The following is a 16,549-nucleotide window of genomic DNA, read 5'->3' as shown; positions in this document are numbered from 1 at the left end:
TGCACTCGCAAATATGTCAGACAGAATCTATCAGCTAGACGAGTCGACCCAATTTGAGGTCACGGAGTTCCTTCTTGCTTACCCGCGAAACCCCTCTTTTGATTGATGGCCCCGTGGGCCGTCTGGAAGCTTTATACCTCGATCACCCCGAAGCAAAAGGCCTTGCACTGCTGTGCCATCCCAACCCGGTACAGGGTGGGACAATGTTGAATAAAGTTGTTTCAACCCTTCAGCGCACTGCCCGCGATGCTGGCCTGATTACCTTGCGGTTTAATTACCGTGGCACAGGCCAGAGTGAGGGGAGCCATGATATGGGCACCGGTGAAGTCGATGATGCACTGGCGGCAGCTCGTTGGCTGCGCGCCAAACACCCAGATCTGCCGATCACGTTGCTTGGGTTTTCGTTTGGTGGTTTTGTGGCCGCCAGCTTGGGCGGACGCCTTGAGGCTCAGGGCGAAACGCTCAAGCATGTGTTCATGATTGCACCGGCGGTGATGCGCCTGCGTGACGAAGATGCATTGGCGCACCAATGCGCATTGACCGTGATTCAGCCAGAAACTGATGAAGTGATCGATCCGCAGTTGGTCTACGACTGGTCAGAACACCTCTCTCGCCCCCATGAGCTGCTGAAAGTGGCAGAATGCGGACACTTTTTTCACGGCAAGCTGACTGACCTCAAAGAGTTGGTGCAGCCACGCCTTTCGAATTGATTGCAGTCTGATAAGCGATTACCTATGACCACTCGTACTCGAATCCTCACCGGTATTACCACGACCGGGACGCCGCATCTGGGCAACTATGCCGGTGCGATTCGCCCGGCCATCGTAGCCAGCCGTGACAGCAATGCCGACTCGTTTTACTTTCTGGCGGATTATCACGCGCTGATCAAATGCGATGACCCGCAGCGCATCCAGCGCTCGCGTCAGGAAATCGCAGCAACTTGGCTAGCGTCCGGTCTGGATGTCGAGCGAGTGACTTTTTACCGTCAGTCAGACATCCCCGAGATTCCTGAGCTGACCTGGCTGCTGACCTGTGTCGCGGCTAAAGGCCTGCTCAACCGCGCCCACGCTTACAAGGCGTCGGTGGACAAAAACCTGGAAAACGGCGAAGACCCGGACGCGGGCATCAGCATGGGCTTGTACAGCTATCCGGTGCTTATGGCTGCCGACATTCTGATGTTCAATGCCAACAAGGTGCCGGTCGGTCGCGACCAGATCCAGCACGTTGAAATGGCCCGTGACATCGGCCAGCGTTTCAATCATCTATTTGGCAACGGCAAAGACTTTTTCGCGATGCCGGAAGCGCTGATTGAAGAAAGCGTTGCCACCTTGCCCGGTCTTGATGGTCGCAAGATGTCCAAAAGCTACGACAACACGATCCCGCTGTTCACCAGCGCCAAAGACATGAAAAGCGCTATTTCGCGCATCGTGACTGACTCCCGTGCGCCGGGCGAAGCCAAGGATCCTGACAACTCGCACCTGTTCACGTTGTATCAGGCATTCTCAACGCCTGCGCAGACCGCAGAGTTCCGCAATGACCTGTTGCAGGGCTTGGGATGGGGGGAGGCGAAAGAACGTCTGTTCAAGCTGCTGGATGCCGAACTGGGTGAGGCCCGCGAGCGGTATCACGAGCTGATGTCGCGCCCATCCGACATGGAAGACATCTTGTTGGCCGGAGCCCATAAAGCTCGCACAATCGCGACGCCTTTCCTGGCGCAGTTGCGCGAAGCCGTCGGTCTGCGTTCGTTTGTCAGTGCGGCGCAGGCCACTACCGCGACCAAAAAGAAAGCGACCAAAGGCCCACGCTTTGTCAGCTTCCGTGACGAAGACGGCAGCTTCCGCTTCCGCTTATTGGCAACCGACGGCGAACAATTGCTGCTGTCGCGCAGCTTCAGCGATGGCAAGGCGGCAGGGCAAGTGACCAAGCAACTGCAATCCGGTGAACCGCTTGACGTGCGCACCCAGGACTCGCGTTTCAGTGTATGGCTGGCAGGAGAGTGCGTGGCGGACAGTTCGGAATTTGCCGACAGCGCGGCACGGGATGCTGCTATTGAGACCCTGCGCTTGTCGCTGGTGCCTGCACAGGACTAAGAAAGTGCGGCGATTCGCCTCAGGTCCGATTGCCATTCCCCAAGGCCGTCGCTACAGTGACGGCCCGTTTTTGTTGCCTTGCTAACGAATTATGACGCCTTTAGAACGATATCAAGCTGATCTGAAACGCCCGGACTTCTTCCACGATGCCGCGCAGGAAAACGCTGTACGCCATTTGCAGCGTCTGTACGACGATCTGGTTGCTTCTTCGCAGAGCAAGCCGGGGCTGTTCGGCAAGCTCTTCGGCAAAAAGGACCAGACACCGGTCAAAGGCCTGTATTTCTGGGGTGGAGTAGGGCGGGGCAAGACGTATCTGGTTGATACGTTCTTTGATGCTCTGCCGTTCAAGCAGAAAGTTCGTACGCACTTCCACCGTTTCATGAAGCGTGTGCATGAAGAAATGCGCACCCTGAATGGCGAAAAAAACCCGTTGACCATCATCGCCAAGCGTTTTGCCGATGAGGCTCGGGTGATTTGTTTCGATGAGTTCTTTGTGTCGGACATTACCGATGCCATGATTCTCGGGACGTTGATGGAAGAGCTGTTCAAAAACGGTGTCACTCTGGTTGCGACCTCGAACATCGTGCCCGATGGTTTGTACAAAGACGGCCTGCAGCGCGCGCGCTTTTTGCCCGCTATTGCATTGATCAAGCAGAACACTGAGATCGTCAACGTTGACAGTGGCGTGGACTACCGCCTGCGCCATCTGGAGCAGGCTGAGCTGTTCCACTTTCCGCTCAATGAAGCCTCGGAAAAGTCCTTGCGCGAAAGCTTTAAAGCGCTCACACACAACTCGACGCGTGCAGTGGAAAACGATGATTTGATCATCGAGAACCGTACCATTCGCGCCTTGCGGACATGCGATGACGTGGCCTGGTTTGATTTCCGCGAGCTGTGTGATGGCCCGCGTAGCCAGAACGATTACATTGAATTGGGCAAAATTTTCAATGCGGTGATTCTGAGCGGTGTTGAACAGATGGACGTGAAAACGGACGATATTGCGCGCCGTTTCATCAACATGGTCGACGAGTTTTACGACCGTAACGTCAAACTGATCATTTCGGCAGAAGTCGAGCTCAAGGATTTATACACGGGCGGGCGTCTGAACTTTGAATTCCAGCGCACGCTGAGCCGTTTGCTGGAGATGCAATCCCATGAATACCTGACGCGGGCGCATAAGCCTTAGTTGAGCGTTTCATGAGAAAGGCCTGCTTATGCAGGCCTTTTTTTTTGGCTGGTCATGAATGTTACGGCTGGTTAGGCGGCTTGTTGAAATTGCTGGCGGTATTGGTTGGGTGACAGCTCGGTGTGTTGCCGGAACAAGCGCGCGAAGAAGCTGGCGTCGTCGTAGCCAACGTCGTAGCTGATGGTCTTGATGCTTTTACGGGTGGCTGAAAGTAGCCCTTTGGCGGTCTCTATGCGCAGACGTTGCAGGTAATGCAAGGGCTTGTCGCCTGTCGCCATCTGGAAGCGACGCATAAAGTTACGAATGCTCATGCCATGTTCGCGAGCCACATCCTCGAAGCGGAACTTGTCGGCAAAATGTTCTTCGAGCCAGTGCTGTATTTGCAGAATGATGACGTCCTGGTGCAGCTTCTGTCCGCCAAACCCGATGCGACCGGGTGCGTAGTTACGTTGCACTTCATAAAGAATGTCACGTGCCACGGCCTGGGCGATATTGGCGCCACAGAAGCGTTCGATCAGGTAAATGTAAAGGTCGCAGGCCGAGGTGGGGCCTCCCGCGCAATACAGGTTGTCAGCATCCGTCAGGTGTTTGTCTTGATTGAGATGAACGTTCGGAAAGCGTTCGGCGAAGCTGTTGAAAAAACGCCAGTAGGTTGTCGCTTCCTTACCGTCCAGCAGGCCGGCTTCTGCCAGCCAGAAGACGCCAGTGGCTTCAGCGCAGAGTACGGCGCCGCGTGCGTGTTGTGCGCGTAACCAGGGCAGTATTTGCGGGTAGCGCTGACAGAGCGTGTCGAAGTCGTCCCAAAAGGCCGGGAGGATGATGATGTCAGTGTCTTCGAGGCTGCCATCCACCGGAAGCATCACGTTACTAAAACTGCTGACAGGCAGGCCGTCAGGGCTGACGAGGCGTGTTTCGAAGCTGGCGTTAAGGCCTTGGCCTAACTGTTTGCCATGACGCAGGCTGGCGAGGTGGAAGAAATCTTTGGCCTGCATCAGTGTCGAGGCAAAAACCCGATCGATAGCCAATATGCTGACGCGCCGCAAGGGCGCGGAGAGATGAGTAGACATGATTTGATTATTCTTATAGGTGAAATTGGTCAACTTGCGGCTGGATCGTCTTATTTTTTGTCCTGTGTGTCTAGGGGGGGATTCAGTGAGCGCCGTAGCAGCTGCCGATCGAGGCGCAGGCCGTCGCAAACAGCTGCTACGCAATCATGTCAAGGTGCGGGGTTTGGCTGCTCCTTGTGAATGGCCTCGATGCCTGCCAGTACTTCGTCCGAGAGTTCTACTTCGATGCTGGCGATATTGCTCTCAAGTTGCGCCATCGTGGTTGCGCCAATGATATTGCTGGTGACGAACGGCTGTTGCGTCACATAAGCCAGGGCCATTTGAGCGGGGTCCAGGCCGTGTTGGTGGGCCAGTGCCACATAACGCTCGCTGGCAGCCACGGCCTGCGGGTTGGAATAGCGCGAGAAGCGGCTGTAGAGGCTCAAGCGGCCCTTTGGAGGTCGGGCGCCCCCGTTGTACTTGCCCGAAAGCATCCCGAACGCCAGCGGGGAGTAGGCGAGCAGGCCGCATTGTTCGCGAATGGCAATTTCAGCGAGGCCCAGGGGGTTTCGTTGGACAGGCCGATATGGCGGATTTTGCCTGCTTTGACTTGTTCGTCGAGGGCTTCGAGGGTGTCTTCGAGTGGAGTGAATTGCTCGTCAGCGTGGTGGGTGTAGCCGAGTTGACCGAAGAAATTGGTGCTGCGTTCCGGCCAGTGCAGTTGGTACAGGTCGATCCAGTCTGTTTGCAGGCGCTTGAGGCTGGCATCCAGTGCCTGGACGATATGGGTTCGGTTATGTTTGAGCTGGCCGTCGCGAATGTAGTCGATGCCATTGCCCGGGCCGGCGATCTTGCTGGCCAGTATCCAGTCCGCCCGATCACCGCGGGCCTTGAACCAATTGCCTATGTAACGCTCGGTGGTGGCGTAAGTGTCGGCCTTGGGTGGTACCGGGTACATTTCAGCGGTGTCGATGAAATTGATGCCTGCGTTTTTTGCGTACTCAATTTGCGCGAAGGCTTCATCCTGGGTGTTCTGCTCGCCCCAGGTCATGGTTCCGAGGCCAATTGTGCTGACTTTGAGATCGGTTCGGCCTAGCTGGCGGTAATCCATAGGGTGCTCCTTGGGGGAAAGAATCATAAAAGCAGGTTGTAATTTTTTTCGCAATCTGGATAATTGCCGACCTCTTTCTGCAGTGGAAGTGATGCGCCGCCTGCCGAAGAATCTTGCCGTTGAACGGACGCGCTGACCCGAGCCCCCGATAGCGTCTGTACCCGGCTGCCTTTGACTTGTCAAAGTACGCACTATTCAGTAAGATCCGCCGTCTAATTTACAGGGCGGCCCCTGAGGCTATAAAGAATGAAAACTTTTACTGCTAAACCAGAAACAGTAAAGCGCGACTGGTTTGTCGTCGACGCTGCTGGTCAGACCCTGGGTCGTCTGGCCACCGAGATCGCGAGCCGTCTGCGTGGCAAGCACAAGCCGGAATACACTCCGCACGTTGACACCGGTGACTACATCGTTGTTATCAATGCTGAGCAAATCCGTGTCACTGGTGCCAAAACCTCTGACAAAATGTACTACTCTCACTCCGGTTTCCCGGGCGGGATTAAGTCGATCAACTTCGAAAAGCTGATCGCCAAAGCTCCTGAGCGCGTGATCGAGACCGCGGTTAAAGGCATGCTGCCTAAAAACCCGCTGGGTCGCGACATGTACCGTAAGCTGAAAGTCTATGCGGGCGCTGCTCACCCTCATACTGCTCAGCAGCCCCAAGAACTGAAGTTTTAACGGAATAGTTCATTATGTCGGCGACTCAAAACTACGGCACTGGCCGTCGTAAGACTGCAACCGCACGCGTTTTCCTGCGTCCGGGTACTGGTAACATCTCCATCAACAACCGCTCCCTGGATAATTTCTTCGGTCGCGAAACTGCCCGCATGGTAGTTCGTCAGCCGCTGGAATTGACTGAGACTGTTGAGAAATTCGACATCTTCGTTACCGTGATCGGCGGTGGTGTAAGTGGTCAAGCTGGCGCAATCCGCCACGGTATCACTCGCGCACTGATGCAATACGACGAAACTCTGCGTGGCGCTCTGCGCAAAGCAGGCTTCGTAACTCGCGATGCTCGTGAAGTTGAACGTAAGAAAGTCGGTCTGCGTAAAGCGCGTAAGCGTCCGCAGTACTCGAAGCGTTAATTCGCAGCTTCGTTCAAAAGCGCCCAGTCTCCTTAGGAGCTGGGCGTTTTTTATGGGTAATGATTTATGCGTGTGACAACTTGCCACATCCAGCAAATGCCTATACTACAAGGCTTGTAGCCGACCGAGAGCGGTAATTACCTTGTCAGAGTAGGGGCTTTTCATTACCATTCTGCAAAATTTTTATAAGTTCAGATTTTTACTTAGTAGATGCCTGATTTAACAGGCCACAAAGCTGATGGGAGAGGACTGAATGAGCAATGACGGCGTAAATGTCGGCCGGCGTCGCTTCCTCGTAGCAGCCACATCCGTGGTGGGTGCTGCAGGAGCGGTGGGGGCGGCAGTCCCGTTTGTGGGGTCGTGGTTCCCCAGTGCCAAGGCGAAAGCCGCTGGCGCACCGGTGAAGGTCAATATTGCTAAGGTTGAGCCAGGTCAGCAGATGATTGCTGAGTGGCGTGGTCAGCCGGTATTCATTGTCCGCCGCACTGATGAGATTCTCGCGAATCTTAAAAAGATTGAAGGCCAGCTTGCTGACCCGGATTCCAAGCAATCCGACCAGCCCGAAAACTCAACCAATGAGTACCGTTCCATCAAGCCGGAAATTCTGGTGTTGATCGGCATCTGTACGCACTTGGGTTGCTCGCCGACTTTCCGTCCTGAAGTCGCACCTGCTGACCTGGGTAAAGACTGGGTCGGGGGTTATTTCTGTCCTTGTCATGGTTCGCACTATGATCTGGCCGGTCGCGTCTACAAGGCACAGCCTGCTCCACTGAACCTGCCAGTGCCGCCTTACTACTACGTAGAGGGCAGTGACAACATCATTGTCGTTGGTCTCGAAGGGGAGAACGCGTAATGAGCAAGTTCATGGATTGGGTAGATGCACGCTTCCCGGCCACAAAGATGTGGGAAGACCATCTCAGCAAGTACTACGCACCGAAGAACTTCAACTTTTTCTACTTTTTCGGCTCCCTCGCGTTGCTGGTTCTGGTTAACCAGATCGTAACGGGTGTGTGGCTGACCATGAGTTACACGCCGTCTGCAGAGGAAGCTTTCGCCTCTGTCGAATACATCATGCGTGACGTTGAATACGGCTCGATCTTGCGCCTGCTGCACTCTACCGGTGCTTCTGCGTTCTTTATCGTGGTTTATCTGCATATGTTCCGTGGTTTGCTCTACGGTTCATACCAGAAGCCACGTGAGCTGGTCTGGCTGTTCGGCATGATGATTTATCTGGCCCTGATGGCTGAAGCCTTCATGGGTTACTTGCTGCCTTGGGGGCAAATGTCCTACTGGGGCGCCCAGGTGATCATCTCGCTGTTTGGCGCAATCCCTGTAATTGGCAACGACCTGACTCAGTGGATTCGTGGTGACTACCTGATCTCCGGTATTACCCTGAACCGCTTCTTTGCCTTGCACGTTGTAGCCTTGCCGATCGTGATTCTGGGGCTGGTGGTGCTGCACATTCTTGCCTTGCACGAAGTCGGGTCGAACAACCCGGATGGCGTGGATATCAAGAAGCACAAAGACGAAAACGGCATCCCGCTGGATGGCATTCCTTTCCATCCGTACTACACCGTGAAAGACATTGTCGGCGTAGTGGTGTTCCTGTTTGTCTTCTGTTCGATCGTGTTCTTCTTCCCGGAAATGGGTGGTTATTTCCTCGAAAAGCCGAACTTTGAACAAGCTAACGCCTTCAAAACGCCGGAGCATATTGCGCCTGTCTGGTACTTCACACCGTTCTACGCGATCTTGCGCGCCATTCCTGACAAGTTGATGGGCGTTATCGCCATGGGGGCAGCGATTGCAGTGCTGTTCGTGTTGCCATGGCTGGACCGTAGCCCTGTCAAATCCATGCGTTACAAAGGCTGGATGAGCAAAATTTGGCTGTGGGTGTTCTGTATCTCCTTCGTGATTCTGGGTGTGTTGGGCGTATTGGCGCCGACCCCGGGCCGCACGCTGTTGTCGCAGGTGTGTACGTTCCTGTACTTCGCCTACTTCATTTTGATGCCGTTCTACACCAGGCTTGAGAAGACCAAACCGGTTCCGGAAAGGGTGACTGGCTGATGAAAAAGCTATTTGCTGTATTGATGCTTGCTGTGATGCCTGCACTGTCTTTCGCTGCGGAGCAGGGTGTCCAGCTCGACAAAGTCGATATCGATGTGTCTGACAAGGCTGCCATGCAAGACGGCGCACGTACGTTCGCCAACTACTGCATGGGCTGTCACAGTGCCAAATTCCAGCGCTATGAGCGTGTTGCTGATGATCTGGGCATCCCTCACGACGTCATGCTCGATAATCTGGTAATGACTGGCGCCAAGATCGGTGACCACATGAACATCGGCATGAAGCCTGAAGACGCCAAGGCCTGGTTTGGTGCGGCACCGCCTGATCTGACGCTGGTAGCACGTGTACGTGGTACTGACTGGCTCTACAGCTACCTGCGTTCGTTCTATGAAGACCCGTCGCGCCCTTGGGGTGTGAACAATAAGGTCTTCCCGAACGTGGGCATGCCAAACGTTCTGGCGCCGCTACAGGGTCGTCAGGTGATTGGCTGCAAGCAAGTTCAGATCGTCGAAGACGGCAAGAAGCAGTATGATCCGCTCACCGGCACGCCTTTGACACATGAAGCGTGCGACCAGCTAACAGTATTGCCAAAAACCGGCACGCTGACTGAAGAGCAGTTCGATGAGAAGATCAAGAACCTTGTGACCTTCCTGGCCTATTCGGCCAACCCGGTGAAGCTGGAGCATCAGCGCATCGGCACGTACGTATTGCTCTATCTGGCGTTCTTCTTTGTGTTCGCTTATTTGCTCAAGCGTGAATACTGGAAAGACGTGCACTGATATCGTTACACGCATTGCTGTTTAACGTGTGCGCCCGAGGGTGTCTCTGAACAGGTAGCCGTGCTGGTTGTGGTACACAAGGTCGTTTTGATCATGTGTGCCACGATTTACGGTTGCTGGAGACGCACCTCGGGCGCTTTCGTTTTTCTGCTTCTGATCATTTCAACAAGCGAGGAGGACCGCCATGGGCGTGACCAATCGGTTGGCCTGTTACTCCGACCCCGCCGACCACTATTCCCATCGAGTGCGCATTGTGCTCGCGGAGAAGGGTGTCAGCGCCGAGATCATTAGTGTGGAGGCGGGTCGTCAACCGCCAAAGCTGATCGAAGTGAACCCATACGGCAGTTTGCCAACCCTGGTCGACCGCGACCTTGCGTTGTGGGAATCGACTGTGGTGATGGAGTACCTGGATGAGCGTTATCCGCATCCGCCTTTGCTGCCGGTCTATCCGGTCGCACGTGCAAACAGTCGTCTACTGATCCATCGAATCCAGCGTGACTGGTGCGTATTGGTTGACCTGATTCTGGACTCGCGCACTAAAGAGCCTGCGCGTGTGCAGGCGCGCAAAGAGCTGCGCGAGAGTTTAACGGGTGTCTCGGCGTTATTTGCTGACAAACCTTTTTTCCTCAGCGACGAGCAAAGTCTGGTCGACTGCTGTCTATTACCGATACTCTGGCGTTTGCCTGTTTTGGGTATTGAACTGCCGCGGCCTGCCAAGCCGCTGCTTGATTATATGGAGCGCCAGTTTGCGCGTGAGGCTTTCCAGGCAAGCTTGTCTGGTGTCGAACGCGATATGCGCTAAGGCTTTAGGAGCCCTTGATGAATTCAAGTCGACCTTATTTGGTGCGTGCGCTCTATGAGTGGATTGTAGATAACGACTGCACGCCGCACATGTTGGTAAATTCCGAATACCCGAGTGTGCAAGTGCCGCAAGGCTTCGCCAGTGAAGGGCAGATCGTGTTGAATGTTGCGCCTGTTGCTGTGCGTCATCTGCACATGGACAACGAGGCGGTCAGCTTCGAAGCGCGGTTCGGGGGTGTGCCTCACACACTGTATGTGCCAATTTCAGCCATTTTGGGGATTTATGCCCGTGAGAATGGCCAAGGCATGGTGTTTGATCTGGAAGAGGCTCTTGAAGCTGATGACGAGATTGAGCCGGATGATGATTTGCCGCCTCCGGGCAGCGAGCCACCGCGTCCTAGCGGACGGCCGAGTCTGAAAGTGGTGAAGTAATAAAAAGGCGACCTCGAGGGGTCGCCTTTTTTGTGCGTGATTAGCGTGTGATCTTTGTCGTTGGGCGGGTACTGCCCCGTTGCTTGATTGGCGGATCGGCGCCTGTCTTGGAGCTGAATCAGTCGATGTATTCGAACAGCTTGACGATTTTTTGAACGCCGGAGACGCTTTGAACCAAGTTTGTAGCGCGGGTGGCTTCCTGTTTGGTTACCAGGCCCAGCAAGTAAACAATGCCATTTTCAGTTACGACCTTGATTCGTGACCCCGGGATTGCGCCGTCAGTCAGCATTTGCGATTTGATCTTGGTGGTCAGCCAGGCGTCGTTATTGCGGGCCAGGATCGAAGAGGGGGCCATGACCTGCAATTCGTTGTTGACCTTTTTGACACGCTGGACAGCAGCAGCGGCCTGTTCGGCCTGCGCCTTGAGATCGGCGCGCGGGGTTTGCCCTGCCAGTAGAACGATACCGTTGTAGCTGGTCACAACGATGTGCGAGCCGTTATCCAGGTCGGGATTGGCTTTAGCGATATTCACAGCCACTTTGGTTTCGATCAGTGAGTCGTCGATCTTGCTGCCGAAGGTGCGCGTGCCTCGATCATCTTCGATAGGTTTGTCGCGTGTCGCCGTCAGCACCGAGCTGCAGCCGGCAGTCAAACCCAGGCATAAGGTCAGGGCTACTAAGCCAAGGCGGTTAAAAGTCATTCTTCACTCCCGAACAGTTGGCTGTCGATCAGATCGCACAAGCAGTGGATCGCCAGCAGGTGGACTTCTTGGATGCGTGCGGTGACCAGAGAGGGTACGCGGATCTCCACGTCTTCCGGTAGCAACAGCGAGGCCATGCCTCCGCCATCTCGACCGGTCAAGGCCACCACCGTCATTTCTCGGTCGTGCGCGGCCTGAATGGCCTGAATGATGTTGGCTGAGTTGCCGCTTGTCGAGATTGCCAGCAGTACGTCACCTGGTTGGCCCAGGGCGCGTATCTGCTTGGAAAAAATCTCGTTAAAGCTGTAGTCATTGGCGATTGAGGTAATGGTCGAGCTGTCGGTGGTCAATGCGATGGCGGGCAGGCTCGGGCGTTCGCGCTCGAACCGGTTAAGCAGTTCGGATGAGAAGTGCTGAGCATCACCCGCAGAGCCGCCATTGCCGCATGAGAGCATTTTGCCTTCGTTTAGCAGGGCATTAACCATCACCTGGCTGGCTAGTTCGATGTGCGGTGCAAGCACTTCCATCGCCTGCTGCTTGGTATCGATACTGGCCTGAAAAAGCAGGCGAATCCGGGATTGCATGTCCATCTATGTGACCTTAAGTAGGGCGGCAGTGCGGGCGTGATCCAGGTATTCCTGAGTGACTTTCCGGTACAAAAATGTACAGCCTGCCAAGCAAAGCAAAATCGTTGAGTAAAGGGTGCGTGGGTCGGCCCGACAGCGCTTCAGCTGTCAAAGGCGTTCCGTAGCCAGTTCATGTCGGGTGTTGAGCTGTCGATGGCAATGACGTCAAACCTGCAAGGGTAATTGGCCCATCGGGCTTCTTGCTGCAAAAAAGTTTGAGCGGCCAGGATCAGCTTTTGTCGCTTGCGTGCATCAATGCTGGCCAGCGCTCCACCCCATTGCGCATGTTGCCGGTAACGAACTTCGACGAATACTACTGTATCGCCGTCGAGCATGACCAGATCCAGCTCCCCGCGCCTGCACAGCCAGTTTTGTGCCAGCAAGCGTAATCCGTGTTGCTCAAGGTGCCGCAATGCAAGGCGCTCGGCATTTTTGCCCGTTTGTTGGCGTGAGGGCTGGGGCATCAGTTACGAGTATCTGGCAGATTCTGAACTTGGCCATTGACGAATTCAGCCCAAGGCAGCTGGCGTTCAATTCGTTGGCTCTGGCTCATGCTCAAGCTACCTGAAAGGCCGTCAATACGGCTGTCCGGTAATGCTTTCAACTGACCCAGGCTGGGTGTCAGGCGATAGGCATCAACACCCATTGCATACAGGCGTCCCAGGCTACCGCCTGCTTGCGGCCACTGGGTGGCTACTTGCTGGCGCAAAGGATTGGAAGGGGTTAGCAGCCATGGTGTCTCGCAAAAGCGGATGCCATTCATGTCGTTGTACTGGTTCTGATCGCCACTGGCGCTGAACACGTGGGACGTGGCGTATACAGGCAGGTCACCAGCATATTGGTAGTTGAGCGTGGGTTTGATCTGTTGTGCCTGTTGCGGCGTGGCAGCCAGAAAAATGAACTCCATGTCCTGACGTCGGGAAGGATCGCTCGAGTTGCCGCTTTTGCGCAGTTGCACTAGATCGGCCACTTGCTGGGCCAGCGCAACCGGCTTGTCGATGTGCTCGACGCCAACGATGGTGCCGCCATTGGCTTCCCATTCTTGACGGAAGGCCTTGAGTACGCGGTTGCCCCACTCACCTTGCGGAACCATGGCACCTGCGCGAGTCAGGCCGTCTGCCCGGGCGCGACGAGCAACCTCGCGGGCTTCATCTTCAGCGGCCAGTCCGAACTGGAACAGTTGGGGTGGTGTTTGAGGGGCTTCACTGTAGTTGAGTGCGAGGGTGGTAATGGGGAGTTGTGCGCGTGCACTCAGTTGTTTGACTAGCGGCTTCTCCAGTGGGCCGACGACCAGTTGGACGCCGTCAGCCTGGGCTTTGCTGTAGAAACTGTCGAGTGAGCCGATGCGCGAGCTGTCGTAGAACAGAATTTCAGGCGGGTTTTGACCTGCTTGCTGAGCTTGATAGTGGGCGGCCACGAAACCATCGCGCAATGCCTTGCTCACCGAAGCCAGTTGTCCATCCTGAGGCAGCAGCAGAGCGATTTTGGTCAATGGTTGGTTGGCCAGCTCTTTAAGCTTGACCAGCGGGGTCGGCAATTGGATCGCAGCAGGGTGAGCCGGATTTTGGGCGCGCCATTGATCGATTGCGTTTTGCTGATCTGCTAGCGTGCCTGCGCTTTTAACGGCCAGTGCAAGTGACATCCAGCCGCCCAACACGTCGTCGCTTCGGTTTTGCAACTGATCCACCGGCAGTGCTGCCACCAGCGACCAAATCGCATCGTTGTTGCTGTTGGCGGCATCACCGGTCAGTAGCGGGCTCATTGCCGCGCGTTCGCGAGCGGCTGCCAGTGTCTGGCCGTCTGCTTCCAGTGCGCGCGCGTAGACAGTGTGGCTACGTACCTGCAAATCGGCAGGCATTTCATTAAGTCGCGCTACGCTTGGATGGCTTAGGGCTGTCAACGCTTCTTTGGTTTGATTGCGGCTCATGGCCAGCTCGGCTGACAGCGTGCTGGCAAATACTTGCTGGGCAGGTTTTAGCTGATCCAGCGGCACCTGTGCAAGGATCTGCTTGGCTCGATCAAAGTTATGCTGTTTATACGCCAGGTCAGCGGCAGAAAGTCTCAGCAAGGCAGCCTGTTCCGGATTTTGGCTTTGCGCTGCCTGCTGGAGCAACTGCTCAAGGCTGGCATCCGGCGTCCGGGGAAGTTCGCCGAGGCTGGAGGAGGGCGAGCTGGCGCAAGCTGTCAACAGGGCAGCGAGGCAGAGGGCAGTGAACAGCCGCAGGCAAGCGATCATGTAGTGTTCCTGATACTCGATCAAATAAGGTGGCGAAGTGTACCCAAGCACTGGCCGGGGTGCGATGTTACAGACCATAAAGCCTAAATTTAGATGACTTCAGGCGTCTGTGGCGGACAATCTTTTCTGTATCTGTCTTTTACGTCATGCCTCAGGGGTGCTGCGAGTAAGGCTCTACGCGCTACAATGGCGCCTTTAACTCTTTTGAGGTGTGCGTTTTGACTGCTCCAGGTGCTGTGAATTCCGTTGTTGGCTCACTTTATGTGGTGGCCACGCCCATCGGTAACCTGGACGATATCAGTGCGCGTGCGCTTAAAGTATTGCGTGATGTCTCGCTTATTGCTGCGGAGGACACGCGTCATTCGCTACGCCTGATGCAGCATTTCGGTATTTCCACGCCGTTGGGTGCGTGTCACGAACACAACGAGCGTGATGAAGGCAGTCGCTTCATTCAGCGGTTGTTGGCGGGCGAGGACGTCGCGTTGATCTCCGATGCCGGAACGCCGTTGATTTCTGACCCGGGCTATCACCTGGTTCGTCAAGCGCGAGCTGCTGGCATACCTGTCGTTCCCGTGCCGGGAGCCTGTGCTTTGATTGCGGCTTTATCGGCTGCCGGGCTGCCTTCTGATCGTTTTATCTTCGAAGGCTTCCTGCCTGCCAAGGCGGTTGGTCGTCGGACGCGGCTTGAGCTGCTGAAAGAAGAACCGCGTACTTTGATTTTTTATGAGGCGCCGCATCGCATTCTTGAGTGCCTGCAAGATATGGAGCTGGTGTTCGGTCCAGAGCGTCCGGCGTTGTTGGCCCGTGAGTTGACCAAGACTTTTGAGACACTCAAAGGCTTGCCATTGGCTGAGCTGCGAGAGTTCGTTGAAAGTGACAGCAATCAACAGCGCGGTGAGTGTGTCGTGCTGGTGGCCGGTTGGACTGCGCCAGAAAGCGAAGATGCAATCAGCAGTGAAGCCATGCGTATTCTCGATCTTTTACTCAAGGAAATGCCCCTTAAGCGTGCGGCGGCATTGGCAGCTGAAATTACCGGCGAGCGCAAGAACGTGCTTTATCAAGTGGCGCTTGAGAAGCAAAAAACCGATTGAATACCCCGCGTGTCTGGTAGCCCATAGCGGGTTTTTGCTGTTTTGCCGGTGCGTGCGTGGTTTTCGGATCGGCGGTTGAGGGTGTCATACGGCTATTAAAGCTTGTCCTATACGCTTTGTGCCGTTAATCTTCGCGGCGGAGAGTCGATTGGACAGTCGCTGCCCTCTATGAAAATTAGGGGGGGGAGGAAAGTCCGGGCTCCATAGGGCGAAGTGCCAGGTAATGCCTGGGAGGCGTGAGCCTACGGAAAGTGCCACAGAAAATAACCGCCTAAGCGCTTCGGCGCCGGTAAGGGTGAAAAGGTGCGGTAAGAGCGCACCGCACGTCTGGTAACAGTTCGTGGCTAGGTAAACCCCACTTGGAGCAAGACCAAATAGGGTTCCAAGGCGTGGCCCGCGCTGGAACCGGGTAGGTTGCTAAAGATGTCCAGTGATGGCCATCGTAGACGAATGACTGTTCACGACAGAACCCGGCTTACAGATCGACTCTCCACCTTTTTCTTCTGCTTGCCCTGCAGGCAGCTAGCAATAATCAAGACGCGCTCTACCCCCTCGCAACAAACACACGAAAATTTCACGAAGTAATGACAAAAAGTTCTTAGTCTTAACAAACTACTTTAAGTTTGAAGTCCAGGGCTTTGAGTTTATTGGCTATCAATCGTCAATTATTTCTTCGGCTTGCTTCTGTACGTCTAATTCCCCACCTAAATCTCAGTTCTGTAAGGGTTTTCCTTCGGGTCGCGCCTTGACGGTGTGGTGGGCGCATTCCTATAGTGTGCGCAAGTGGCGAAAAGTGGCATAAAGTGGGTTTTCTAGACGTAAAACGCTAATATTTGGAGAAACGCAGCCGTGTTTCGTGGAGCCAATGCAATCAGTCTCGATGCAAAGGGCCGTCTCGCAATGCCGAGCCGGTACCGTGACGAGTTGATTTCGCGGAGCTCCGGGCAGCTGATCGTGACCATTGATGCGGTAGATCCCTGCTTATGTGTGTACCCGCTAGATGAGTGGGAGTTGATCGAAACGAAGCTGAGGGCACTGCCTTCATTGCGTGAAGAGAACCGCCGGCTACAACGTTTGCTGATTGGTAATGCCGTCGACCTTGAGCTCGATGGCAGTGGTCGTTTTCTGGTGCCGCCGCGCTTGCGTGAATATGCCAAGTTGGAAAAGCGCGCGATGTTGGTGGGCCAGCTGAACAAGTTTCAACTGTGGGACGAGGATGCCTGGGAAGCTGTTTCTGCCGCTGACCTTGCAGCTATTCAACAACCGGGCGCGATGCCTGACGAACTGCGTGATTTAATTCTGTGA

Annotated in this window: 17 protein-coding genes, 1 other RNA gene and 1 pseudogene; 13 read left to right on the top strand and 6 right to left on the bottom strand. The window is 55.1% G+C overall.

Annotation, left to right across the window (positions count from 1 at the left end; all coding sequences use genetic code 11):
* Positions 1–74: 74 nt before the first annotated feature.
* The 3 genes from HBN68_RS06950 (at position 75) to zapE (ending at position 3,276) form a co-directional block, all read left to right on the top strand.
* Positions 75–710 carry an alpha/beta fold hydrolase gene (locus HBN68_RS06950; RefSeq protein WP_094993036.1) on the top strand — a complete coding sequence of 212 codons (636 nt, stop codon included), beginning with the start codon at positions 75–77 and terminating at the stop codon, positions 708–710.
* A gap of 24 nt (positions 711–734) precedes the next feature.
* Positions 735–2,090, top strand: a complete 1,356-nt coding sequence (locus HBN68_RS06945; protein WP_169963083.1) for a tryptophan--tRNA ligase — start codon at positions 735–737, stop codon at positions 2,088–2,090.
* 91 nt (positions 2,091–2,181) lie between these two features.
* Positions 2,182–3,276, top strand: coding sequence for a cell division protein ZapE (gene zapE, locus HBN68_RS06940; RefSeq protein ID WP_169963084.1), 1,095 nt, complete (start codon positions 2,182–2,184; stop codon positions 3,274–3,276).
* 71 nt (positions 3,277–3,347) lie between these two features.
* Here the strand turns inward: zapE and HBN68_RS06935 are convergent, their stop codons facing one another.
* Together HBN68_RS06935 and HBN68_RS06930 are read right to left on the bottom strand one after the other, a co-directional pair.
* A complete protein-coding gene (locus tag HBN68_RS06935; protein ID WP_169963341.1) occupies positions 3,348–4,268 on the bottom strand; it encodes a GlxA family transcriptional regulator in 921 nt (306 codons plus the stop codon).
* 224 nt (positions 4,269–4,492) lie between these two features.
* Positions 4,493–5,373, bottom strand: a pseudogene (locus HBN68_RS06930) (aldo/keto reductase).
* Between the two features lie 306 nt (positions 5,374–5,679).
* Here HBN68_RS06930 and rplM point away from each other — a divergent pair.
* From rplM to HBN68_RS06895, 7 genes are all read left to right on the top strand, one after another.
* A complete protein-coding gene (gene rplM / locus HBN68_RS06925; protein ID WP_047273761.1) occupies positions 5,680–6,108 on the top strand; it encodes a 50S ribosomal protein L13 in 429 nt (142 codons plus the stop codon).
* 14 nt (positions 6,109–6,122) lie between these two features.
* Positions 6,123–6,515: a 30S ribosomal protein S9 gene (gene rpsI, locus HBN68_RS06920; RefSeq protein ID WP_047273763.1), complete on the top strand. Its 393-nt coding sequence runs from the start codon at positions 6,123–6,125 to the stop codon at positions 6,513–6,515.
* Between the two features lie 253 nt (positions 6,516–6,768).
* The gene (gene petA, locus HBN68_RS06915; RefSeq protein WP_094993040.1) at positions 6,769–7,368 is read left to right on the top strand and encodes a ubiquinol-cytochrome c reductase iron-sulfur subunit; all 600 of its coding nucleotides are present in this window, start codon (positions 6,769–6,771) and stop codon (positions 7,366–7,368) included.
* Positions 7,368–8,579 (top strand): cytochrome bc complex cytochrome b subunit, encoded by a 1,212-nt coding sequence (locus HBN68_RS06910; protein WP_047273766.1) that lies wholly within the window; start codon positions 7,368–7,370, stop codon positions 8,577–8,579. The genes petA and HBN68_RS06910 overlap by 1 nt, the downstream gene beginning before the upstream one ends.
* Positions 8,579–9,358: a cytochrome c1 gene (locus HBN68_RS06905; protein ID WP_094993041.1), complete on the top strand. Its 780-nt coding sequence runs from the start codon at positions 8,579–8,581 to the stop codon at positions 9,356–9,358. Before HBN68_RS06910 ends, HBN68_RS06905 begins: the two co-directional genes overlap by 1 nt.
* A gap of 184 nt (positions 9,359–9,542) precedes the next feature.
* The gene (locus HBN68_RS06900) at positions 9,543–10,160 is read left to right on the top strand and encodes a glutathione S-transferase N-terminal domain-containing protein (protein ID WP_094993042.1); all 618 of its coding nucleotides are present in this window, start codon (positions 9,543–9,545) and stop codon (positions 10,158–10,160) included.
* Positions 10,161–10,177: 17 nt separating this feature from the next.
* Positions 10,178–10,591, top strand: a complete 414-nt coding sequence (locus tag HBN68_RS06895; RefSeq protein ID WP_094993043.1) for a ClpXP protease specificity-enhancing factor — start codon at positions 10,178–10,180, stop codon at positions 10,589–10,591.
* A gap of 118 nt (positions 10,592–10,709) precedes the next feature.
* Here the strand turns inward: HBN68_RS06895 and HBN68_RS06890 are convergent, their stop codons facing one another.
* The 4 genes from HBN68_RS06890 to HBN68_RS06875 all read right to left on the bottom strand — a co-directional run bounded on the left by HBN68_RS06890 (position 10,710) and on the right by HBN68_RS06875 (position 14,153).
* On the bottom strand, positions 10,710–11,291 hold the full coding sequence (locus HBN68_RS06890) for a BON domain-containing protein (RefSeq protein WP_169963085.1): 582 nt from the start codon (positions 11,289–11,291) through the stop codon (positions 10,710–10,712).
* A complete protein-coding gene (locus HBN68_RS06885; RefSeq protein ID WP_094993044.1) occupies positions 11,288–11,881 on the bottom strand; it encodes a phosphoheptose isomerase in 594 nt (197 codons plus the stop codon). The genes HBN68_RS06890 and HBN68_RS06885 overlap by 4 nt, the downstream gene beginning before the upstream one ends.
* Positions 11,882–12,018: 137 nt before the next feature.
* Positions 12,019–12,381: a YraN family protein gene (locus HBN68_RS06880; protein WP_094993045.1), complete on the bottom strand. Its 363-nt coding sequence runs from the start codon at positions 12,379–12,381 to the stop codon at positions 12,019–12,021.
* The gene (locus tag HBN68_RS06875; protein WP_169963086.1) at positions 12,381–14,153 is read right to left on the bottom strand and encodes a penicillin-binding protein activator; all 1,773 of its coding nucleotides are present in this window, start codon (positions 14,151–14,153) and stop codon (positions 12,381–12,383) included. The genes HBN68_RS06880 and HBN68_RS06875 overlap by 1 nt, the downstream gene beginning before the upstream one ends.
* Before the next feature lie 236 nt (positions 14,154–14,389).
* Here HBN68_RS06875 and rsmI point away from each other — a divergent pair, with 236 nt between their 5' ends.
* From rsmI to mraZ, 3 genes are all read left to right on the top strand, one after another.
* Positions 14,390–15,244, top strand: coding sequence for a 16S rRNA (cytidine(1402)-2'-O)-methyltransferase (gene rsmI, locus HBN68_RS06870; protein WP_094993047.1), 855 nt, complete (start codon positions 14,390–14,392; stop codon positions 15,242–15,244).
* A 140-nt stretch (positions 15,245–15,384) separates the two neighbouring features.
* Positions 15,385–15,738, top strand: an RNA gene (gene rnpB, locus HBN68_RS06865) — RNase P RNA component class A.
* A 355-nt stretch (positions 15,739–16,093) separates the two neighbouring features.
* Positions 16,094–16,549, top strand: a complete 456-nt coding sequence (mraZ, locus tag HBN68_RS06860; RefSeq protein ID WP_047273774.1) for a division/cell wall cluster transcriptional repressor MraZ — start codon at positions 16,094–16,096, stop codon at positions 16,547–16,549.

It is taken from the genome of Pseudomonas sp. WS 5078 (genome assembly GCF_012985745.1).
Taxonomy (GTDB): domain Bacteria; phylum Pseudomonadota; class Gammaproteobacteria; order Pseudomonadales; family Pseudomonadaceae; genus Aquipseudomonas; species Aquipseudomonas lundensis_A.
Note: the sequence above shows the minus strand (reverse complement) of the source record. Positions and strands in the feature narration are given on the sequence as shown.